The organism is Magnetospirillum sp. WYHS-4, assembly GCA_039908345.1.
Classification (GTDB): domain Bacteria; phylum Pseudomonadota; class Alphaproteobacteria; order Rhodospirillales; family GLO-3; genus JAMOBD01.
This window is the reverse complement of record JAMOBD010000001.1, coordinates 16,368-36,997: the sequence shown is the minus strand read 5'-3', so window position 1 is coordinate 36,997 and position 20,630 is coordinate 16,368. Positions and strand designations below refer to the sequence as shown.

At 67.2% G+C, this 20,630-nt stretch carries 20 protein-coding genes; 19 read left to right on the top strand and 1 reads right to left on the bottom strand.

Annotated features, from left to right (window positions below):
• Nucleotides 1-14 precede the first annotated feature (14 nt).
• Nucleotides 15-899: a zinc metalloprotease HtpX gene (gene htpX, locus H7841_00195; protein MEO5335301.1), complete on the top strand. Its 885-nt coding sequence runs from the start codon at nt 15-17 to the stop codon at nt 897-899.
• 11 nt (nt 900-910) lie between these two features.
• Here htpX and H7841_00190 read toward each other — a convergent pair whose 3' ends face one another.
• Complete coding sequence (locus tag H7841_00190) at nt 911-1,909, bottom strand: NAD-dependent 4,6-dehydratase LegB (protein MEO5335300.1); 999 nt, start codon at nt 1,907-1,909, stop codon at nt 911-913.
• 60 nt (nt 1,910-1,969) lie between these two features.
• On the opposite strand from H7841_00190, the gene H7841_00185 reads away from it, so the two are divergent.
• The 18 genes from H7841_00185 (at nt 1,970) to acs (ending at nt 20,588) form a co-directional block, all read left to right on the top strand.
• Nucleotides 1,970-3,235, top strand: coding sequence for an MFS transporter (locus H7841_00185; GenBank protein ID MEO5335299.1), 1,266 nt, complete (start codon nt 1,970-1,972; stop codon nt 3,233-3,235).
• Between the two features lie 54 nt (nt 3,236-3,289).
• Nucleotides 3,290-3,724 carry a hypothetical protein gene (locus H7841_00180; protein MEO5335298.1) on the top strand — a complete coding sequence of 145 codons (435 nt, stop codon included), beginning with the start codon at nt 3,290-3,292 and terminating at the stop codon, nt 3,722-3,724.
• Between the two features lie 12 nt (nt 3,725-3,736).
• Nucleotides 3,737-3,886 (top strand): DUF5989 family protein, encoded by a 150-nt coding sequence (locus H7841_00175; GenBank protein ID MEO5335297.1) that lies wholly within the window; start codon nt 3,737-3,739, stop codon nt 3,884-3,886.
• Between the two features lie 4 nt (nt 3,887-3,890).
• Nucleotides 3,891-5,726 carry a carbamoyltransferase gene (locus H7841_00170; protein ID MEO5335296.1) on the top strand — a complete coding sequence of 612 codons (1,836 nt, stop codon included), beginning with the start codon at nt 3,891-3,893 and terminating at the stop codon, nt 5,724-5,726.
• Between the two features lie 8 nt (nt 5,727-5,734).
• A complete protein-coding gene (locus tag H7841_00165) occupies nt 5,735-6,973 on the top strand; it encodes a hypothetical protein (GenBank protein ID MEO5335295.1) in 1,239 nt (412 codons plus the stop codon).
• A 44-nt stretch (nt 6,974-7,017) separates the two neighbouring features.
• A complete protein-coding gene (locus H7841_00160; protein MEO5335294.1) occupies nt 7,018-8,649 on the top strand; it encodes a heparinase II/III family protein in 1,632 nt (543 codons plus the stop codon).
• 81 nt (nt 8,650-8,730) lie between these two features.
• Complete coding sequence (locus H7841_00155; GenBank protein MEO5335293.1) at nt 8,731-10,107, top strand: hypothetical protein; 1,377 nt, start codon at nt 8,731-8,733, stop codon at nt 10,105-10,107.
• Nucleotides 10,108-10,175: 68 nt separating this feature from the next.
• Nucleotides 10,176-11,180: an NAD(P)-dependent glycerol-3-phosphate dehydrogenase gene (locus tag H7841_00150; protein MEO5335292.1), complete on the top strand. Its 1,005-nt coding sequence runs from the start codon at nt 10,176-10,178 to the stop codon at nt 11,178-11,180.
• 4 nt (nt 11,181-11,184) lie between these two features.
• Complete coding sequence (locus H7841_00145; protein MEO5335291.1) at nt 11,185-11,469, top strand: YciI family protein; 285 nt, start codon at nt 11,185-11,187, stop codon at nt 11,467-11,469.
• Between the two features lie 161 nt (nt 11,470-11,630).
• The gene (locus H7841_00140) at nt 11,631-12,923 is read left to right on the top strand and encodes an ABC transporter substrate-binding protein (GenBank protein MEO5335290.1); all 1,293 of its coding nucleotides are present in this window, start codon (nt 11,631-11,633) and stop codon (nt 12,921-12,923) included.
• A 15-nt stretch (nt 12,924-12,938) separates the two neighbouring features.
• Complete coding sequence (ntrB, locus tag H7841_00135) at nt 12,939-13,796, top strand: nitrate ABC transporter permease (GenBank protein ID MEO5335289.1); 858 nt, start codon at nt 12,939-12,941, stop codon at nt 13,794-13,796.
• A gap of 10 nt (nt 13,797-13,806) precedes the next feature.
• Nucleotides 13,807-14,607 (top strand): ABC transporter ATP-binding protein, encoded by an 801-nt coding sequence (locus tag H7841_00130; GenBank protein MEO5335288.1) that lies wholly within the window; start codon nt 13,807-13,809, stop codon nt 14,605-14,607.
• 12 nt (nt 14,608-14,619) lie between these two features.
• On the top strand, nt 14,620-17,085 hold the full coding sequence (gene nirB, locus H7841_00125) for a nitrite reductase large subunit NirB (GenBank protein ID MEO5335287.1): 2,466 nt from the start codon (nt 14,620-14,622) through the stop codon (nt 17,083-17,085).
• Between the two features lie 3 nt (nt 17,086-17,088).
• The gene (nirD, locus tag H7841_00120) at nt 17,089-17,415 is read left to right on the top strand and encodes a nitrite reductase small subunit NirD (protein ID MEO5335286.1); all 327 of its coding nucleotides are present in this window, start codon (nt 17,089-17,091) and stop codon (nt 17,413-17,415) included.
• A gap of 79 nt (nt 17,416-17,494) precedes the next feature.
• Complete coding sequence (locus H7841_00115; GenBank protein ID MEO5335285.1) at nt 17,495-17,785, top strand: YciI family protein; 291 nt, start codon at nt 17,495-17,497, stop codon at nt 17,783-17,785.
• A 3-nt stretch (nt 17,786-17,788) separates the two neighbouring features.
• Nucleotides 17,789-18,202 (top strand): EVE domain-containing protein, encoded by a 414-nt coding sequence (locus H7841_00110; GenBank protein MEO5335284.1) that lies wholly within the window; start codon nt 17,789-17,791, stop codon nt 18,200-18,202.
• Nucleotides 18,199-18,537: a Rieske 2Fe-2S domain-containing protein gene (locus tag H7841_00105; GenBank protein ID MEO5335283.1), complete on the top strand. Its 339-nt coding sequence runs from the start codon at nt 18,199-18,201 to the stop codon at nt 18,535-18,537. Before H7841_00110 ends, H7841_00105 begins: the two co-directional genes overlap by 4 nt.
• A gap of 116 nt (nt 18,538-18,653) precedes the next feature.
• Nucleotides 18,654-20,588, top strand: a complete 1,935-nt coding sequence (gene acs, locus H7841_00100; protein ID MEO5335282.1) for an acetate--CoA ligase — start codon at nt 18,654-18,656, stop codon at nt 20,586-20,588.
• Nucleotides 20,589-20,630 lie beyond the last annotated feature (42 nt).

Below are 20,630 nucleotides of genomic sequence, written 5' to 3'. Positions count from 1 at the left end.
GAGACGACTAGGCCATGAACTACACCCGCACTGCGCTCTTGCTGGCCGGCCTGACCGGCCTGTTCCTGGCCGTCGGCTACCTGATCGGCGGCGAGGCAGGCATGGTGATCGCCCTGGGTCTCGCCCTGGCCTCCAACCTGTTCGCCTACTGGAATTCTGATCGCATGCTGCTGGGGATGTACAACGCCCGCGAGGCCAGCCACCAGGAGGCCCCCGAGCTGTATGGGCTGATCCGCGAGTTGGCGGCCAACGCCGGCCTGCCCATGCCGCGGGTCTACGTGATCGACGATCCCCAGCCCAACGCGTTTGCCACCGGCCGCGACCCCGAACATGCCGCGGTGGCGATCAACACGGGCCTGATGAACATCCTGTCGCGCGAGGAAGTGGCCGGCGTCATGGCCCACGAACTGGCCCATGTGAAGAACCGCGATACGCTTATCATGACCGTCACGGCGACCATCGCCGGCGCCTTGGGCATGCTGGCCAACTTCGCCATGTTCTTCGGCGGCCATCGGTCCGGCGAAGATGGGCGGGGCGGGGTGGGGCCCATCGGCGGCATCGTCATCATGATTCTCGCTCCCATCGCCGCCATGCTGGTGCAGATGGCGATCTCGCGCACCCGCGAATACGCGGCCGACCGGGAAGGGGCGCGCATCTGCGGCAATCCCCTGTGGTTGGCCTCGGCCCTGGAACGCCTGGAAGCGGGTGCGGCCCATATCCGCAATGAAACCGCCGAAGCCAATCCGGCCACGGCGCACCTGTTCATCGTCAATCCCCTGAGCGGGGCCTCGCTGCAGAGCCTGTTCTCGACCCATCCGGCCATTGAAGACCGTGTGGCGCGCCTGCGCACCCTGGCCGGCGGCGCCGGCCGCCCGGCCGTTCGCGGCCCCTGGGGTTGATTCGATCAGATTCAGATGTTGTAGCGGTCGGCCTTGTAGAGGGCCAGGTTGGCTGGTTCGCGGAACCATTCGACGGTTTCCGCAAGCCCACGCCGCAAACCGTCCAGGCCCCCGTACTCCGGCGTCCAGCCCAGCAGGTCGCGGGCTTTCGAATTGTCGGCCCATAACCGTTCCACCTCGCTCAAGGCGGGACGGATGCGCAGATCGTCGGTCTCGACGTCCAGGTCGCAGCCGACGACCTCGGCGATCAGGCGGGCGGTGTCGCCGATGGAAATCTCGTAGTTGCTGCCGATGTTGACCACTTGGCCCACGGCCCTGGTGTTGTCGGCCAGCAGGGCGAAGGCCCGGGCGCTGTCCTTGACGTAGTTGAAATCGCGCGTGGGATGCAGCGATCCCAGTCGGATCTTCCGCCGTCCGGACAGCAACTGGGCGATGATGGTGGGAATGACGGCGCGCGCCGATTGGCGGGGGCCGTAGGTGTTGAAGGGGCGGATGACGGTCACCGGCAGGCCGAAGCTCAGGTGGTAGGCGAGCGCCATCTGGTCGGCCCCGATCTTGGTTGCCGAATAGGGCGACTGGCCTTGCAGGGGGTGGTCCTCGGTGATGGGCACGAAGCGGGCCGTGCCGTAGACCTCGCTGGTCGAGGTCTGAACCACATGGCCGATGCCTTGGTCGCGGGCCGCTTGCAGAACGTTGAGCGTCCCCGCGATGTTGGTTTCCACGTAGGTGGCGGGCGAATGGTAGGAATAGGGGATGGCGATCAAGGCCGCCAAGTGCAGCACCGTGTCGCAGCCCTTCATGGATTCGCGCACCCCGTGGGGATCGCGGACGTCGCCGGCGAAGACCTGGATGGACTTCTTCACCGCAGGCGGGGAATGGTCCAGCCAGCCCCAGGAATTGAAGGAATTGTAGAGAACGAAGGCCCGCACCTCGTACCCCTCGGCGACGAGGCGTTCCACCACGTGCGAGCCGATGAAGCCGTCGGCACCGGTGACCAGAATTCTGTCCATGACCGAAGAGTAGGCAGCGAAGGGCTTGCGGTCAAATCCAATGCGAGGCATGAGAGGGGCATGGCTTCCGACATCGCCGCCCGCGCCGCCGCCCTCGATCTTTTGGCCGCCGTGCTCGACCGCCACCGGCCTCTTGACGAATCGCTGGATTCCCATCGGGGGCTCGCGGCCTTGTCGACGCGCGACCGCGGCTTCGCCCGCCTGCTGGTCGCCACCGTGCTTCGCCGCCTGGGCCAGATCGACGCCCTGATCGCCGGCTGCCTGGATAAGCCCCTTCCGGCCAAGGCGGCGGGGGCGCGCGACATCTTGCGCTTAGGCGTCGCCCAGCTGCTGTTCCTGGACGTGCCGGCCCATGCGGCGCTGGATACCTCGGTGCGCCTGACGGCCGGCGATGCCCGCCTGGGCGGCTTCAAGGCGCTGATAAACGCGGTGCTGCGGCGCCTGCAGCGCGAGGGCGCCGCCTTGATCGCCGGACAGGATGCGCCCTGCCTGAACACCCCGGACTGGCTCTGGGATTCCTGGGTCGCGACCTATGGGGAAGAGACGACTCGCCACATTGCCGACGCCCATCTGGCCGAGGCCCCGTTGGACATCACGGCCAAGGGCGACCCGGCCGCCTGGGCCGCGAAGCTGGAAGCCGATATCCTGCCGACCGGTTCCTTGCGCCGGACGGCCGGGGGTGCCGTCCAGGATCTGCCGGGCTTTGCCGAGGGCGCTTGGTGGGTCCAGGACGCCGCCGCCGCCCTGCCCGTCCGTCTGCTGGGCGATGTCGCCGGAAGGGCCGTGATCGACCTTTGTGCCGCGCCGGGGGGCAAGACGGCGCAATTGGCCGCCGCCGGGGCCCGGGTGACGGCCATCGACCGTTCGGCCCCCCGCCTTCTTCGCGTGCGCGAGAACCTGGACCGCCTGCATCTGGACGCCGATCTGGTGGCGGCCGACGGGGAAACCTGGCGGCCCGCGGCCCCGGCCGATGCCGTCCTGCTGGACGCCCCCTGTTCGGCCACCGGTACCATTCGCCGCCATCCCGACGTCGCCCGGCTCAAGCGGCCCGAGGACGTGGCGAAAATGGCCCAGGCCCAGGCGCGGCTGTTGGCGGCGGCCGTGGAAATGGTCAAGCCGGGCGGTATGATCGTCTATTGCTCCTGTTCCCTGCAGCCTGACGAAGGGCCGGCCCATCTGGTGCCGCACCTGCCGGTGGAGCGGGTCCGCTTGCGGGCGGAAGAGGTCGGAGGGCGGTACGAACTCCTGACCCCGGCGGGGGACCTGCGAACTCTGCCCAGCCAGGGCATGGATGGCTTCTTCGCCGTCCGCCTGCGCCGCTTGTGACCTTGCTCAGGAAGGGCGGCCATAGTAGACATACCGCTCAAAGGAGCGCAGGCCTTGACGCAGAAAGCCACTTTCCACGAAAGTCTCGACCGCAAGGACGAAGCCAAGATGGGATCGGAGCGATCCTTCGGCTTCGTCTTTACGGCGATCTTCGCGATCATCGGGCTTTGGCCCCTGATGGTGGGGGAGCCTGCCCGGCTCCTGGCCCTGGGTGCCGCCTTCTTCTTCTTGGCGCTCGCCCTGGCGGTACCGGCGGCACTGAAACCTCTGAACCGGGCTTGGTTCCGTTTCGGCATGCTGCTGCACAAGGTGATGACTCCCCTGATTATGGGCCTGATGTTCTTCGGCGCCTTTCTCCCTACCGGCCTGATCATGCGGGCTCTCGGCAAGGATCTTCTCCACCTGAAGTTCGACCCCAAGGCCGACAGTTACTGGATCGAACGGTATCCGCCTGGTCCGGCGCCGGAATCCCTGCGCAACCAGTTCTAGGAGCACGTTCCCATGTCCTTCCTGAAGGAGCTATGGTCCTTCCTGAAAATGCGCAAAAAGTTCTGGCTGCTGCCCATCATCGTGATGATGGCGCTGTTCGGCGGTCTGATCGTGCTGAGCCAGGGTTCGGCGGTGGCCCCCTTCATCTACACCCTGTTCTAGGCCCATGCGCATCCTTGGCATATCGGCCTTCTACCACGACAGCGCGGCGGCGCTGGTCGGGGACGGCCAAGTGGTCGCGGCGGCCCAGGAGGAACGCTTCACCCGCAAGAAGCACGATGCCGGTTATCCCTCCCATGCCATCGAGTACTGCCTGCGCGAGGCGGGCTGCACCCTGGACGACATCGATTTCGTCGCCTTCTACGACAAGCCATTCCTGAAGTTCGAGCGGCTGCTGGAGACCTACGTGGCCTTCGCGCCGCGCGGCTTCCGGTCGTTCCGCATGGCGATGCCGCTGTGGTTGCGTGAGAAGCTGTTCCAGAAGGACCTGCTGTCCAGGAAGCTGAAGGAACATGCCCCCGGCTTCGACTGGATGAACAAGCTCCTGTTCGCCGAACACCACCTGAGCCACGCCGCCTCCGCCTTCTTTCCCTCGCCCTTCGACAGGGCCGCGGTGCTGACGCTGGACGGCGTGGGCGAATGGGCGACCACCTCGCTGGCCATGGGCGACGGCCACCGGCTGGAAGTGGTCAAGGAGATACATTTCCCCCATTCCCTGGGCCTGCTCTATTCGGCCTTCACCTACTATACGGGCTTCAAGGTCAACTCGGGCGAATACAAGGTCATGGGCCTGGCCCCCTACGGCGAGCCCAAGCATGCCGGCCTGATCCTGGACAAGCTGATGGACCTGAAGCCCGACGGCAGCTTCCGTTTGGACCAGTCCTACTTCGACTATTGCACCGGGCTGACCATGACCAACGACCGCTTCGCCGACCTGTTCGGCGGGCCGGCCCGCAAGCCCGACGAGCCGCTGACCCAGAAGCACATGGACCTGGCGGCCTCGGTCCAGGCGGTGACCGAGGAGGTCATGCTGCGCCTGACCCGTTCCATCGCCGCCGAGACGGGGGCGGAAAACCTGTGCCTGGCCGGCGGCGTGGCGCTGAACTGCGTCGCCAACGGCAAAGTGCGGCGGGACGGCAAGTTCAAGAACATCTGGATTCAGCCGGCGGCCGGCGATGCCGGCGGCGCCCTGGGGGCCGCCCTGGCCGCCTATCACATCCACAAGGACGGTCCGCGTCCGGTCCTCTCGGGTCTGGACGCCATGCGGGGTTCCTACCTGGGGCCCGCCTTCGAGCAGGCGGACATCGAGAAGCGTCTGACCGCCGCGGGCGCCAGGTTCTCGGCCTTGAAGCCCGAGGAGACCATCGCCGCCACCGCTCGGGCGCTTGCCGACGGCAAGGCGGTGGGCTGGCTGCAGGGGCGCATGGAATTCGGGCCGCGCGCCCTGGGCGGCCGTTCCATTTTGGGCGATCCGCGTTCGCCCTCCATGCAGAAGATGCTCAATCTGAAGGTCAAGTACCGGGAATCCTTCCGGCCCTTCGCGCCTTCCGTGTTGCGCGAGGACGTGGCCGGCTGGTTCGAGTTCGACGGCGATAGCCCCTACATGCTGCTGGTGGACGGGGTGAGGGAAAGCCGCCGCCGCGTCATGACCGCCGAGGAACAGGCCCTATTCGGCATCGCCAAGCTGAACGTGGCGCGTTCGGAAATCCCGGCCGTGACCCATGTGGACTATTCGGCCCGCATCCAGACGGTCCATGCCGAGACCAATCCGCGCTACCACGCGCTGATCTCCCGCTTCAAGGAACTGACCGGCTGTCCGGTACTGGTGAACACCAGCTTCAACGTGCGGGGCGAACCCATCGTCTGCACGCCGGAGGACGCCTTCCGCTGCTTCATGGGCACCGGGATCGAGATCCTGGTCTGCGGCGATTGCTTCCTCCGGAAGGAAGATCAGGACCCGGCCCTGGCCGCTGACTACAAGAACGCCTTCGAGCTGGACTGAGGCTCCACATGGTCTTTCCCGCCACCCTGGAGGGACAGGCGGCCGCGGCCCTCGCGGCCGTGGCCCTTATCGCTCCGCCGTTGGCCTACGTGGCCCCCCTGGGGCTCGCGCCGCTGGCCTATGGCGGAGCCGCCCTGGCGCTATCCATCGCCCTGACTTGGCGGGTGCGGCCCTTTCATCTGCCGCCGGCCGTCGGGTTGCCCCTTCTGCTGTTGGGGGTTTGGGCCCTGGCGTCGTCCTTGTGGGCCGTGGATTCCGCGGCGGCGATCCAAGGGGCCTTGCGCTTCCTTGCCGGCAGCGCGGCCGGCGCCCTTCTCTTCGGGTTGGCCCGCCGCCTGGACGACGCGGGGCGGAAGACGGTCCGGCGGGCCTGGATGACGGGGATCGCGATCAACGCGATTCTTTTGGCGCTGGAGTTCCTTACCGGCGGCGAGGTCAGCCGTCTGGTCCTTCGCAATCCGGAATGGGAGCGCCGGGAAATCTTCTGGCTCAACCGCGATCTCGCGTTCCTGGCCTTGCTGGCCTGGCCGATGATGTTGGGCGTCGGACGGGGGCCGGCCCGCCTTCTCGGTCTTGCCGCCTTGCCCGCCCTGGCGGCGGTGGCGTTGGCCATCCATTACAACACCGGCCTTCTGGCCCTAGGCGCGGGGGGAGCCGCGGCCGTGGCGGCATGGGTTCTCGGCCGTCGTGCCGGGGATGTCCTGGGGGGATTGGCGGCGGCGGCGATCCTGGCGGCGCCTTTGCTGACGGCCACCCTGCTCGCTCCCGACCGGCTGCAGGAGAGGGAGATCGTTCTTCCCAATTCCGCGTACCATCGCGCCATCATCTGGAATTTCGCCGTCGACCGCATCGCCGAACGGCCCTGGCTGGGCTGGGGCATGGCGGCCTCGCCGCGCATCCCGGGCGGCAACCGGGAAATCCATATGGACGTGGCTTCGACGGGTGCCCGATTCGACGCCCAGGTCATGCCTCTCCATCCCCATAACATTCCCCTTCAGGTCTGGCTCGAACTGGGAGCGGTGGGAGCCTTCCTGCTGGCCGCCCTGGCCTTCGTCATCCTCCGCGAGGCTCTGGCATGGGCTCCCGGCCGTCCGGCCGCCGCCGCCATCGTCGGCCAATACGCCACGGCGCTGATCTTCGTCGCGGCCAGTTTCGGCGCTTGGCAGAACTGGTGGCACGGCGCCCTGTGGATTGCCGTGACCCTGATGGCCGTGGCGGCGCATCTTGCGGTTCCCGAACGAACCTGATACCTGGATTTGTGTCGACATCCTTATTGGCGGGAGGACCGGCCATGCGCCGCCGGCTGTTCGATCCGCTCCTTCGCCTCGTTTACGGCACGCCCCTTTATGGCCTGACTCTCCGAGGGCCGGTATCGGATCGTCTGCGCCTGATTCCCCCCGATCCCTGGTCGGGCGATCCAGCCTTGGGCAAGTCGATTTTGGACGGCGAATTCCAACTGGGCGAAAGCTGGCTCGCCGCCGGGCCGGATCCCTGGGCGATTCGGATCAAGGCCGTTCGTACCCAAGCCCTGCTGCATGGCTTTTCCTGGCTGGCCGATCTTCGCGCCCTGGCGTCCAGCGCGGCCCGTGATCGGGCACGATCCCTGGTTTCCGGCTGGATCGTCCGCCATGGACGCTGGCAGCCGGTGGCTTGGCGGTCGGATGTCATGGGGCTGCGTCTCGCCGCCTGGGTGGCTAGCGGCGACTTCCTGCTGGGCGGTGCCGACGAGGCTTTCCGCCAGCGCTTCCTGGCATCTCTGGCCGAGCAGCTCCGGCACTTGGTGCGGTCGGGCGGCGGGGCGGAACCGACCGCCGCCGCCTTTTCCGCCCTCAAGGGGACCATTCTTGCCGGTTTGGCCTTGCCGGCCCAGGACAAGGCGGTCACCCTGGGAATGCGACTCCTGGAAGACGCCATCCGGCTCCAAATCCTGCCCGACGGCGGCCATTGGCAACGCAATCCTTCGCTGCACCTGGAGGTCTTGCACCATCTGGCCGACATCCGCACGGCGCTGGTGGCGGCGCGGGCGGAGATTCCCGTATCCCTGCTGGGTGCCATCGACCGCATGGCGCCGCTGCTCCGGGCCCTGCGGCACGGGGACGGCGGCCTGGCGGTTTTCAACGGAGGCTGGGAGGATGACCGCCGCCAGATCGATTCGGTCCTGTCCCAGGCCGGCGCGCGCGGCCAGGCCCTGTCCAGCGCTCCGCACAGCGGGTACCAGCGGCTGGCCGCAGGGCGGGCCCTGGTGCTGGTGGATACCGGTAGTCCTCCTCCTCCGACCGCCGACCGCGAGGCCCACGCGGGCGCGCTTGCCTTCGAGATGAGCGCCGGGAAGCATCGGCTGATCGTCAACTGCGGCTCTTTCGGTGGCGACGAACTCCTGTGGCGCCAGGCCCTGCGCGCCACGGCGGCCCATTCCACGGCGACGGTGGGCGAGACGAATTCCAGCGAAATCCACAAGGACGGAACCATGGGCGAGCGCCGCGCCCAGGTAAGCGCGGCGCGCGGCGAGATGGACGGGATGGTTTGGCTGGAAGCCGGGCATGACGGCTACGCCAAGCCCTTCGGCATCGTTCATAATCGTCGGCTGCGCCTTGATTCTTCCGGCGACCTGCTGGAGGGCGAGGATGAATTCGCCCGCCAGTCCGGCCGGCCGGCCGAGGGCGGAGAATTCTACTGTCTGCGCTTCCACCTGCATCCCGACGTGCGGGCCTCGCTGGTAGGGGACGAGACGTCGGTTCTGCTGCGCCTGGCAAGCGGCGGCGGTTGGCGATTCCAGGGGTGGGGCGGCAAGGTGAAGCTGGAGGAAAGCCTCTACTGGGGCCGTCCCGACGCAGCCCGGCGCAGCGAGCAGATCACCATCAACGGCCAGCTTGGCGCCCGCGGCGCCCGCATGAAATGGCGGCTGATACGCATTGACGAATAACCGCTGGACTCCGGCGCGGCTTCAGCCGAAAAATCGCTCTTCCCCTTCGCGGGGTCCCGAAAAACACGAGCGATGCTGGCCATGATGTTCCTGCGGTCCCTACTGGGATGGCTGTTCAAGCCCCCGTCCGCATCCGCCGACGAGACGGCGGCGGCCGGGGTGCCCGGGCGTCCGGGAAGCGAATCCGAGCCGCCGGCCGCGATCGTCGCCGTCGGTCGCCTGGACGGCACCGGGGGCGAGGCGGCGACGGCCCGGCTTCTGGCCTTGCTGGAGCGGGTGAAGGCGGTGGAGGTGCGTCGTTGGGACCGGGTCTTGAAACCGACCGGGCCCGGCAATCTCGCGCAGAAGCTCCTGGCCGCCGCCGACCTGGGGCGCGACTGGCTGACCGCCGAAGCGGTCGACCTGCTGATCTGGGGCGAATCCGATGGCCAGGCGACGACCCTGCGCTTTCTGTCCGCCAAGGCGGACGCGGAAGGGCGGCCAGGCACGTTCGGCCTGGGCGACACCCTGGAACTGCCGGCCGCCCTGGCCGACGAGATCGAGCCGGTCCTGGCGGCCGTGACGCTCGCGGCGGCGGCGGCGGCGCGGGAGGGTCAGCGCTACCGGCTTTCATTGGTTCTTTCCGAAGCGGCGGATCGGGCCAACGGCTTCATCGAGATTCCGCCTCAGGGCTTGGCCCCGGCTCAGATCGCCACCCTGCTGAACGCCTTGGGCAACGCACTGGGGATGGTCTACCGGCTGACCAAGGACATGAACCGACTGCGCCGGTCGACCGAGGCCTTTTCGGCAGCGCTTGCCCGCTGCCCGCGCGAGGAAGCGCCGCTTACCTGGGCGCTCTGCCAGAGTCATCTGGCCGCCAACTTGGAGGCCCTGTCGGAAGCCAACGGCTCGCCCGAACCTCTGGATGCGGCGGCCAAGGCCTACCAGGCGGTGATCGACACCCTGGGCCGCAGCAGCTTTCCCCACGACTGGGCCCTGGCCCAGCTGCGCCTGGGGCGGGTGCTGCACAAGAAGGCGGCCAAGCTGGCCGGGCGGGCCCAGGAATTGAAGGAGGCGGTGACCGCCTTCGAGGCGGCGGCCCAGGTCATCACCCGCGAAGCCATGCCGGGGCGCTGGGGGGAATTGCAGAACGAGATGGGCGTCGCCCTGTTGGCCCTGGGCGAGCAGGTGCAGGGCAACGCGGGCTTGGAGCTGGCAGCCGCCGCCTTCCGCAAGTCGCTGGAAGTGCGTCGCCGCGACCTGGCGCCCCTGCTTTGGGCGCAGACGGCCAACAATCTGGGCGCGGCGACCTTCGCCCTGGCGAAGCGGACGTCCGATCCGGTCCTGCTCGACGAGGCCCACGCCTGTTTCCTGGGTGCCATCGAGGTCTTCGCCAAGGAAGGCCGCACCAAGACCGTCTACGTCATCGAAAAGAACCTGCTGCGGGTGGAACGGCTATTGCAGGCGCGGGCGGGGTAGGGTGCTCCCGACGTTGCCATCCTCGTCCCCCCTGGCATCCCCCCGTCCTTCTCTGGCATAACAGGGACATGGATATCCAACGGATCGGCATCGTCGGGGCGGGGGCTTGGGGGACGGCGTTGGCCGTGGCGGCCCGGCGCGCCGGGCGCGACGTGGTGCTGCAGGCTCACGAGCCCGAGGTCGCCGCGGCCGTCAACGACCGGCACGAGAACCCCTTCCTGCCCGGCATCGCCCTTGATCCCGCCATCCGCGCCATTACCGGTCCGGCCCAAGCCCTGGAAGCGGATGCCGTGCTGCTGGTGGCGCCGGCCCAGTTCCTGCGCCGCGTTTGCGCTTCCGTCGCCGCGGTTTGGCCGGCGGGGCTGCCCGCCGTCATTTGCGCCAAGGGCATCGAGCAAGGTTCCGGCGCCTTGATGAGCGAGGCGGTGGCCGCCGTCCTGCCCCAGGCGCCGCTGGCCGTCCTGTCCGGGCCCAGCTTCGCCGCCGAGGTGGCGCACGGCCTGCCCACCGCCGTGACTCTCGCTTCGTCCGACTTGGCGCTCGCCCGGACCTTGGCGGCGGCCCTGGGCAGTGCGCCTTTTCGCGTCTATGCCTCCGACGACATGGTGGGGGCGGAACTGGGCGGGGCGGTGAAGAACGTGCTGGCCATCGGCTGCGGCATCGTCGAAGGCCGTGGCCTGGGCGACAACGCCCGTGCGGCGCTGATTACCCGTGGTTTGGCCGAGATCATCCGCCTGGGCGACACCCTGGGCGCCAAGGCATCCACCTTCATGGGACTGTCGGGGCTGGGCGATCTGGTGCTGACCTGCAACGCCATGCAGTCGCGCAATTTCTCGCTGGGCGTCGCCCTGGGCGAGGGGCGTTCCTTGGGCGAGGTGCTGGGCGAACGCAAGTCGGTGGCCGAAGGGGTCTACACGGCGGCTTCGGTGATGGCCCTGGCCGGTCGCCATGGCGTGGACATGCCCATCTGCCGCGCCGTGGACGCGGTGCTGAACGGCGGCGCGGGGGTGGAGGAAACCATAGCCGGCCTGCTGGCCCGCCCCGTGGGCGCGGAATTCAAGGGAAAGGGGTGATCCCATGCTGTTCGTCGTCTTCGCCTTGGACCGGCCCGATGCGCAGGCGCTCCGGCTCGCCAACCGCCAGGCCCATCTGGACTACCTGAAGAGCTTCGAAAAGCAGCTCGTCTTCGCCGGCCCCCTGCAGACCGACGACGGCGAGGGCATGGTGGGCAGCCTGCTCGTCATGGACTTCCCCGATCATGCGGCCGCCCGGGCCTTTTCCGAAGGCGATCCCTACCGCAAGGCCGGTCTGTTCCGGTCGGTGGAAATCCGCCGCTGGAAGAAAGTGTTGCCTAATTCTTAGGCGCTCACGATACCATGCCTAAGTATTAGGCATATCCCGCAAATCATAAAATACTAATGTATTGGAAAGCCATGCTTTTCCAATTGGCATGACCGTTGCGTTGGTCCTGGTCCCAAGACCCGCCGTCAGGCAGTCGCCACCAAGGGACGAGGACCAAAGGAATGAACAAGACCAACCGCACCACCGACCGCCGTACCGTTCTCAAAGGCGCGCTTGGCGCCGCCGCAACCTTGGCCGGGACCCGGCTGCTGCTGCCGGGCGGCGCCTGGGCCGCGCCCGCGGATGCCCCCGAAACCACCAAGGCCGTCTTCGGCTTCATCGCCCTGATGGACGCGGCGCCCCTGATCGTCGCCAAGGACAAAGGGTTCTTCGCCAAGCACGGCATGCCCGACGTCGTGGTGCAAAAGCAGGCCTCCTGGGGCACCACCCGCGACAACCTGGAACTGGGCTCGGCGGGGGGCGGCATCGACGGTGCCCATATCCTCTCGCCCATGCCCTATCTGATGGCGTCGGGCCGGATCACCAAGAACAACGCCAAGCTGCCCATGTATCTGCTCGCGCGGCTGAATACGGACGGCCAGTGCATCTCGGTGGCCAACGCCTACAAGGACCTCAAGGTCACCGTGGAGGCCAAGGCGCTCAAGGACGCCTTCGCCAAGGCCCGCGCCGCCGGCAAGGAATTGAAGTGCGCCAACACCTTCCCCGGCGGCACCCACGACATGTGGATCCGCTATTGGCTGGCCGCGGCGGGCATCGATCCCGACAAGGATGTCTCGACAATCACCGTGCCGCCGCCGCAAATGGTAGCCAACATGAAGGTCAACACCATGGAGGCCTTCTGCGTGGCCGAGCCCTGGAACCTGCAGCTCGTGCACCAGAACATCGGCTACACGGCCTGCATCACCGGCGAATTGTGGAGCGGTCATCCCGAAAAGGCCTTGGCCATGCGTGCCGACTGGGTGGACAAGCACCCCAAGGCCGCCAAGGCCGTGCTGATGGCGGTCCAGGAAGCCGCCCAGTGGTGCGAGAAGAACATCGAGGAAATGGTCAGGATCGTTTCCGGCCGCGAATGGATCAAGGTCCCGGTCGAAGACGTCATGGACCGCGCCAAGGGCCTGTTCGACTACGGCGACGGCCGCGTGGTCAAGGACAGCCCCTTCGTCATGAAGTACTGGAAGAACCACGCTTCCTATCCCTTCCAGAGCCATGACCTGTGGTTCCTGGTGGAAAACCAGCGTTGGGGCTATCAGCCCAAGGACCTGGACCGCCAGGCCCTGGTCAAGCAGGTGAACCGCGAGGATCTGTGGCGCGAGGCCGCCCGGGCCCTGGGCGTCGCCGACGCCGACATCCCCAAGAGTCCGTCGCGTGGCGTCGAGACCTTCTTCGACGGCAAGACCTTCGATCCCGCCAACCCCGAGGCTTACTTGGCGAGCCTCGCCATCAAGCGCATTTGACCCATGGAGCCTGCCGTGAACAGCACCACATCGGCCGCCTTGGCCGCTCCCTGCCCGCCCGCCCCCGGACGGGTGCGGGCCCGGCTGGCCTCGCTGGGCCTCCGCCTCAAGGAATTGGGGACGGCGACCCTGCCGCCCCTGATCGGCCTGGCCCTCATCCTCGGCGCCTGGCAGTTCCTGTGCAGCCAGCCCGGCGCCTCCCTGCCGCCTCCTACCAAGGTGCTGACCGATACCTGGGCCTTGATCGCCGATCCCTTCTTCGATCGGGGCGGGGTGGACAAGGGCCTGTTCTGGCACCTGTCCGCCAGCCTGAAGCGGGTCGCCCTCGGCTTCACCTTGTCGGCCATCGCCGGTGTCGCCCTCGGCGTGCTGATCGGCCAAAGCGCGGTCGCCTATCGCGCCCTGGACCCCATCTTCCAGGTGCTGCGCACCGTGCCGCCGTTGGCCTGGCTGCCCATCTCGCTGGCCGCCTTCCGCAACGCCGATCCTTCCGCGATCTTCGTCATCTTCATCACCTCCATCTGGCCGATCATCCTGAACACGGCGGTGGGCATCCGCAACATCCCCGAGGACTACCGCAACGTGGCCCGGGTGCTGCGGCTGTCGCCGGCCGAATACTTCCTGCGCATCATGATGCCGGCCACGGTGCCCTACATCTTCACCGGCCTCAAGATCGGCATCGGCCTGTCCTGGCTGGCCATCGTGGCGGCCGAGATGCTGATCGGCGGCGTGGGTATCGGCTTCTTCATCTGGGACGCCTGGAACAGTTCCCTGATGAGCGAAATCATCCTTGCCCTCGTCTATGTGGGCCTGGTGGGCTTCATGCTGGACCGCCTGATCTCATGGATCGGCCAGCGCGTCGCCCGCGCCTGAGGAGAAAACCATGAACGCCTATCTCAGCATCGAAAACGTCGGCATCACCTTCGCTTCCGACAAGGGAACCTTCGAGGCCCTGCGCGACGTCTCCCTGCCCATCGACCAGGGCCAGTTCATCTCGGTCATCGGCCATTCCGGTTGCGGCAAGTCCACCTTGCTCAACATCGTGGCCGGCCTGCTCAAGGCCACCACGGGCGGGGTGCTGCTGGACGGCACCGAGGTGGATGAGCCCGGCCCCGACCGGGCGGTGGTCTTCCAGAACCATTCCCTGCTGCCTTGGCTGACGGTCTACGAGAACGTCCGCCTGGGCGTGGACAAGGGCCAGGCCAGGCAAAAAAGCAAGGCCTGGCGCCACGACTGGACCCTCCACAACCTGCGCCTGGTGCGCATGGACCACGCGCTCGACAAGCGGCCCGCCGAAATCTCGGGCGGCATGAAGCAGCGCGTCGGCATCGCCCGGGCGCTGGCCATGGAACCCAAGGTGCTGCTGCTGGACGAGCCCTTCGGCGCCCTGGACGCGCTGACCCGGGCGCACCTCCAGGACTCGCTGGTGGAGATCCACGGCCGGCTGCAAAACACGGTGATGATGATTACCCACGACGTGGACGAGGCCGTGCTGCTGTCGGACCGCATCGTCATGATGACCAACGGCCCGTCGGCCGGCATCGGCCAGATCCTGGACGTGGACCTGCCCCGGCCCCGCCGGCGCATCGAACTGGCCGACGATCCGACCTACAACCACTACCGGGCCGAAGTGCTGCGCTTCCTGCACGAGCGCCACGCCGCCCCGTCAATTCTCGCCGCCTGAAGGAGAATTTCCATGAAGGAAAGGCTGGTCGTCGTCGGCAACGGCATGGCGGGCATTCGCACGGTGGAGGAACTGCTGAAGCGGGACCCCGGCCGCTACCACATCACGGTGTTCGGTGCCGAACCCCATGGCAATTACGACCGCATCCAGCTTTCCCACGTGCTGTCGGGAGAAAAGGAACTGGCCGGCATCGTCACTCACCCCCAGTCCTGGTACGATGATCGGGGCATCCATCTGATCGCCGGCGACCCGGTGGAATCCATCGACCGCGAGTTGAAGCTGGTGGCAAGCCGGAGCGGCGTCCTGGTGCCCTACGACAAGCTGCTGCTGGCCACCGGTTCCCTGCCCGTGGCGCCGCCCATTCCCGGCATCCAGCTTCCCGGCGTGGTGGCGTTTCGCGATATCGGCGATGTCGAGAAGATGGTCGAGGCCTCGCGCCGGCATCGCCGCGCCGTGGTGATCGGCGGTGGCCTGCTGGGGCTGGAAGCGGCCAACGGCCTGGCGAGGCGCGGCATGTCGGTGGCGGTGGTCCATCTGATGCCCACCCTGATGGAACGCCAGTTGGACGCAACGGCCGGCGAACTGCTGAAGCGGGACCTGGACGGGCGCGGCCTGTCCTTCTTCACCAACGCCCAGACGGAAGAAATCTATGGCGACGGCCGCGTGCAGGGCCTGCGCCTGGCCGACGGCCGCGATATCCCGGCCGACCTGGCGGTGTTGGCCATCGGCATCCGTCCCAACGTGGCCTTGGCCCAGGCCGCGGGGCTGGCGGTCAACCGGGGCGTGGTGGTCGGCGACGACCTGAGGACCAGCGACCCGGCCGTTTTCGCGGTCGGCGAATGCGCGGAACATCGCGGCCAATGCTACGGCCTGGTGGCGCCCTTGTGGGAGATGGCCAAGGTCTGCGCCGACCATCTGGCCGGCCAGGCGGATTCGGCCTACGCCGGCACCGCGACCGCCACCCGTCTCAAGGTGACCGGCATCGAGGTCTTCTCGGCGGGCGATTTCCAAGGGGGCGAGGACTGCGAGGAAATCGTGCTGCACGACCGGGCGCGCGGGGTCTACCGCAAGCTGGTGGTCCGCGGCGGCAGGCTGGACGGGGCCGTGCTCTACGGCGATGCCGCCGACGGCGGCTGGTATTTCGACCTGCTGAAGGCCGGTACCGACATAACGCCCTTCAGGAACGCGCTGGCGTTCGGCGAAGCGGCGGCGGCCGTCCTGGCCGGGGCGCCCGTGGGCGGCGGCCTGGCGGAGATGCCCTTGGACGCCGAAATTTGCGGCTGCAACGGCGTGTCCAAGGGCACCATCCTTGACGCCATCGCCGGCAAGGGGCTTGCCAGCCTGGAGGAGGTCAAGGCCCATACCAAGGCCTCGGCCTCCTGCGGCAATTGCGCCCGCAAGGTGGAAGGACTGCTCAAGCTGGCATTGGGGGAAGGGTTCAAGGCGGGGCCGGCGGTCAAGCCGCTTTGCGGCTGTACCGATCTGGACCACGACGAGGTCCGCCGCCGCATCGCCGCCCAAGGCCTGAAGACCATTCCGGCCGTCATGAAGGCCCTGGACTGGAAGAACGAAACCGGCTGCCCTTCCTGCCGGCCGGCCCTGAACTACTACCTCCTGGCCGCTTGGCCCGGCGAGTACCGCAACGACCCCCAGTCGCGCTTCGTCAACGAACGGGCCCATGCCAACATCCAGAAGGACGGCACCTTTTCGGTCGTGCCCCGCATGTGGGGCGGGCTGACCACGCCCGCGGAACTCAAGGCCATCGCCGAGGTCGCGGAGAGACATCGCATCCCCACGGTCAAGATGACCGGCGGCCAGCGCATCGACCTGCTGGGCGTGCCCAAGGAAAAGCTGCCCGCCATCTGGAAGGACCTGTCCGAAGCGGGCATGGTTTCCGGCCACGCCTACGGCAAGGCCATCCGCACGGTGAAGACCTGCGTGGGTTCCGAATGGTGCCGCTTCGGCACCCAGCCGTCCATGGACATGGGCGTGCGCCTGGAGAAGCTCACCTGGGGTTCCTGGACGCCGCACAAGTTCAAGCTGGCGGTGTCGGGCTGTCCGCGCAACTGCGCCGAGGCGACCATCAAGGACTTCGGTGTGATCGCCGTGGACTCCGGATGGGAACTGCATGTGGGCGGCAACGGCGGCATCGCGGTGCGCGTCACCGACCTTCTATGCAAGGTGGAAACCCAGGAAGAGGTTCTGGAATACGCCGGCGCCTTCCTGCAGCTCTATCGCGAGGAGGCCCGCTACCTGGAACGCACCGCCCCCTGGGTGGAGCGGATCGGGATCGATCGGGTGAAAGACCGGATCGTCGGGGACGCGGCGGGCCGCCAGGCCCTCTTCGCCCGCTTCCTGGCTTCCCAGAAGCATGCCCAGGACGATCCCTGGGCGGAACGGGCCCTAGCGGGGGCGGAGGCCCATGAATTCGTACCTCTGGCCGACCTGGCCGGCCCTGTTCTCAAGAAAGCGGGATAGCCCATGACATCTTGGATCGACATCGGCGGCGTCGACGACATTCCGGCCCTGGGGGCGCGGGTGGTCCATACGGCGGCCGGGGACATCGCGGTCTTTCGCGACGGACAGGACCGCGTCCGCGCCCTCAAGGATCGCTGCCCCCACAAGGGCGGCCCCTTGTCGCAGGGCATCGTCCACGGGGAGCACGTCACCTGCCCGATGCATTCCTGGTGCATCCACCTGGAAAGCGGGGAAGCGGCCGCGCCCGACCGGGGCTGCGCCCGTCCCTGCCCGGTCAAGGTGGAAGGCCGGCGGGTGTGGCTGAAGGTTCCGGAAGAAAACTCCCCGTAAGGCCACTCACGTTTTGCCATCGGCGGGGAATCTCCTTACACTGCAATACCGGAGCCACCCGGAAACAGGGGGATTGCCCATGCTGTTCCTGATTCATGGAATCGACAAGCCGAACGCCGACGACCTGCGCGAGGCCAACCGCAAGAAGCACGCCCAGTACCTGGCCCTGTTCAAGAAGAACGTCATCTGCGCCGGCCCGACGCTGGCCGACGACGGGGTGGGCAAGACCGGGACGGTGATCGTCGTCGATATGGATAACCGGCCGGCGGTCGAAAGCTTCCTGGAAAACAACCCTTATTACAGGGCGGGCCTGTTCGAGACCGTCACCGTGCAGCCCTGGCGCAAGCTGGAAGGCATCGGGATTCTCTGATCCATGGCCTTCTGGCTGGTGAAGTCGGAACCGGCCGCCTGGTCCTGGGACCGGCATGCCGCCAAAGGCGTCGAGCCCTGGACCGGGGTGCGCAACCACCAGGCGGCCGGCTTCCTGAAGGCCATGCGCCGGGGCGACTTGGCGTTCTTCTACCATTCGGTGGAAGGCAAGGCGGTGGTCGGCATCGTCCGGGTGGTCCGCGAGGCCTATCCCGATCCCACCGACCCCACGGGCCGCTTCGTCTGCGTGGACATGGAAGCCGTCCAGGCCCTGCCGCGCCCGGTGTCCTTGGCTGAAATCAAGGCCGATCCCTTGCTGGCCGATTTGCCTTTGGTCCGCCAGGCCCGCCTGTCGGTGATGCCCATTCCCGACGAAGCCTGGGACCGTATTCGTGCCCTGGGCGGGTTGGGCCGATGACGGGCCAGGTGCTCTGCCGCCTGGACGACATTCCCGATCCCGGCTCGGTCCGGGTCGATCTGACCCTGGGGGGCAAGGCCGTGCAGGCCATGGTGATCCGCCACCGGGGCCGGGTGGCGGCCTATGTCAATTCCTGCCCCCACGTCGGCGCTCCGCTGGACCTGACCAAGGGCCAGTTCCTTGCCCTGGACCGGTCCCACATCCTGTGCGGCAACCACGGCGCCCTGTTCCGTATCGAGGACGGCCACTGCATCGCCGGGCCCTGCAAGGGCAAGGACCTGAAGGCGATCCCCATCTCGCTGCGCGACGGCTACATCGTGGCCGGTGGGGAATAGTTCGCTTCCACACTTGTTTCGCCGCTGGATTCTGAAGATAATCCGGCACGCCATTCGCGTCGCACAGGGGGCCCGGTCTCCGGATGCCCCTTCACCAACAGGGGGAGCAACCCACCATGTCCAACGAGCTGTTTCCGGTTCCCGATGCCCTCGCCAAGTCCGCTTGGATCGACAACGCCAAGTACCAGGAACTCTACAAGAAATCCGTCGAGAACCCGGAAGCCTTCTGGGCCGAGCAGGGCAAGCGCATCGACTGGATCAAGCCCTATACCCAGGTCAAGGACGTCAGCTACACCGCGCCGGTCCACATCAAGTGGTATCATGACGGCACCCTGAACGTTTCGTCCAACTGCCTGGACCGTCATCTGGCGACGCGCGGCGACCAGACGGCCATCGTTTGGGAAGGCGACGATCCGAACGTTTCCAAGCATATCAGCTACCGCGAACTGCACGCGGACGTTTGCCGTCTCGCCAACGCGCTGAAGGCCCAGGGCATCAAGAAGGGCGACCGGGTCACCATCTACCTGCCCATGATTCCCCAGGCGGCGGTGGCCATGCTGGCCTGCGCCCGCATCGGCGCGGTCCATTCCATCGTCTTCGGCGGCTTCTCGCCCGACAGCTTGGCCGGGCGCATCCAGGATTGCGATTCCAATTGCGTCATCACGTCGGACGAGGGCCTGCGCGGCGGCAAGAAGGTGCCCTTGAAGGCCAATGCCGACGCCGCCGTCGCCAAGTGCCCGACCGTGAAGACCGTGGTGGTGGTCAAGCATACGGGCGGCGCCATCAACTGGGTGGAAGGCCGCGACGTCTGGTACGAGGACATCGTCGCCAAGCAACCCGCCGCCTGCGAGCCCGAGGAGATGAACGCCGAGGACCCCCTGTTCATCCTCTACACCTCCGGCTCCACCGGCAAGCCCAAGGGCGTGATGCACACCACCGGCGGGTATCTGGTCTATGCCGCCATGACCCACCAGTACGTCTTCGACTACAAGGACGGCGACATCTACTGGTGCACGGCGGACGTGGGCTGGGTCACCGGGCACAGCTACATCGTCTACGGCCCGCTGGCCAACGGCGCCATCACCCTGATGTTCGAGGGCATCCCCAACTACCCCGACGCCTCACGCTTCTGGCAGGTGATCGACAAGCACAAGGTCAACATCTTCTACACCGCCCCCACCGCCATCCGTGCCCTGATGCGCGAAGGCGAGGCGCCGGTCAAGAAGACCAGCCGCGCTTCCCTGCGCCTGCTGGGGTCGGTGGGCGAGCCCATCAATCCGGAAGCCTGGATGTGGTACTTCAAGAACGTCGGCGACAGCCGCTGCCCCATCGTGGATACCTGGTGGCAGACGGAAACCGGCGGCATCCTCATCACCCCGCTGCCCGGCGCCACGGCGTTGAAGCCCGGTTCGGCCACCCGGCCCTTCTTCGGGGTCAGGCCGGAAATCGTCGACGCCGACGGCAAGGTCCTGGACGGGGCCTGCGAGGGCAACCTCTGCATCGCCGATTCCTGGCCCGGCCAGATGCGCACCGTGTTCCGCGACCATGACCGCTTCGTGCAGACCTATTTCTCCACCTATGCCGGCAAGTACTTCACCGGCGACGGCTGCCGGCGCGACGCGGATGGCTACTACTGGATCACCGGCCGTGTCGACGACGTCATCAACGTGTCGGGCCACCGCATGGGCACGGCGGAAGTGGAAAGCGCCCTGGTCGCCCATCCCAAGGTGGCGGAAGCCGCCGTGGTGGGCGCGCCGCACGACATCAAGGGCCAGGGCATCTATGCCTACGTCACCTTGAAGGTGGGCGAACAGCCGACCGACGAATTGAAGAAGGAACTGGTGGGCTGGGTACGCAAGGAAATCGGCCCCATCGCCAGTCCCGACTGGCTGCAGTGGGCGCCCGGCCTGCCGAAGACCCGTTCGGGCAAGATCATGCGTCGGATTTTGCGCAAGATCGCCGAGAACGACTTTTCCAACCTGGGCGACACCTCGACCCTGGCCGATCCCACCGTGGTCGACAGCTTGGTCGAGAACCGGCAAAACCGATAGGATTCGGCGAAGCGAAGACGAAACGACGGCGGGGCCTCGCGG

What these genes read in the sequence shown, in the direction of transcription:
- htpX (MEO5335301.1), top strand. Translation starts at nt 15, where the DNA reads ATGAACTACACCCGCACTGCGCTCTTGCTGGCCGGCCTGACCGGCCTG.
- H7841_00190 (MEO5335300.1), bottom strand. Translation starts at nt 1,909, where the DNA reads ATGGACAGAATTCTGGTCACCGGTGCCGACGGCTTCATCGGCTCGCAC.
- H7841_00185 (MEO5335299.1), top strand. Translation starts at nt 1,970, where the DNA reads ATGGCTTCCGACATCGCCGCCCGCGCCGCCGCCCTCGATCTTTTGGCC.
- H7841_00175 (MEO5335297.1), top strand. Translation starts at nt 3,737, where the DNA reads ATGTCCTTCCTGAAGGAGCTATGGTCCTTCCTGAAAATGCGCAAAAAG.
- H7841_00170 (MEO5335296.1), top strand. Translation starts at nt 3,891, where the DNA reads ATGCGCATCCTTGGCATATCGGCCTTCTACCACGACAGCGCGGCGGCG.
- H7841_00165 (MEO5335295.1), top strand. Translation starts at nt 5,735, where the DNA reads ATGGTCTTTCCCGCCACCCTGGAGGGACAGGCGGCCGCGGCCCTCGCG.
- H7841_00160 (MEO5335294.1), top strand. Translation starts at nt 7,018, where the DNA reads ATGCGCCGCCGGCTGTTCGATCCGCTCCTTCGCCTCGTTTACGGCACG.
- H7841_00155 (MEO5335293.1), top strand. Translation starts at nt 8,731, where the DNA reads ATGATGTTCCTGCGGTCCCTACTGGGATGGCTGTTCAAGCCCCCGTCC.
- H7841_00150 (MEO5335292.1), top strand. Translation starts at nt 10,176, where the DNA reads ATGGATATCCAACGGATCGGCATCGTCGGGGCGGGGGCTTGGGGGACG.
- H7841_00145 (MEO5335291.1), top strand. Translation starts at nt 11,185, where the DNA reads ATGCTGTTCGTCGTCTTCGCCTTGGACCGGCCCGATGCGCAGGCGCTC.
- H7841_00140 (MEO5335290.1), top strand. Translation starts at nt 11,631, where the DNA reads ATGAACAAGACCAACCGCACCACCGACCGCCGTACCGTTCTCAAAGGC.
- H7841_00130 (MEO5335288.1), top strand. Translation starts at nt 13,807, where the DNA reads ATGAACGCCTATCTCAGCATCGAAAACGTCGGCATCACCTTCGCTTCC.
- nirB (MEO5335287.1), top strand. Translation starts at nt 14,620, where the DNA reads ATGAAGGAAAGGCTGGTCGTCGTCGGCAACGGCATGGCGGGCATTCGC.
- nirD (MEO5335286.1), top strand. Translation starts at nt 17,089, where the DNA reads ATGACATCTTGGATCGACATCGGCGGCGTCGACGACATTCCGGCCCTG.
- H7841_00115 (MEO5335285.1), top strand. Translation starts at nt 17,495, where the DNA reads ATGCTGTTCCTGATTCATGGAATCGACAAGCCGAACGCCGACGACCTG.
- H7841_00110 (MEO5335284.1), top strand. Translation starts at nt 17,789, where the DNA reads ATGGCCTTCTGGCTGGTGAAGTCGGAACCGGCCGCCTGGTCCTGGGAC.
- H7841_00105 (MEO5335283.1), top strand. Translation starts at nt 18,199, where the DNA reads ATGACGGGCCAGGTGCTCTGCCGCCTGGACGACATTCCCGATCCCGGC.
- acs (MEO5335282.1), top strand. Translation starts at nt 18,654, where the DNA reads ATGTCCAACGAGCTGTTTCCGGTTCCCGATGCCCTCGCCAAGTCCGCT.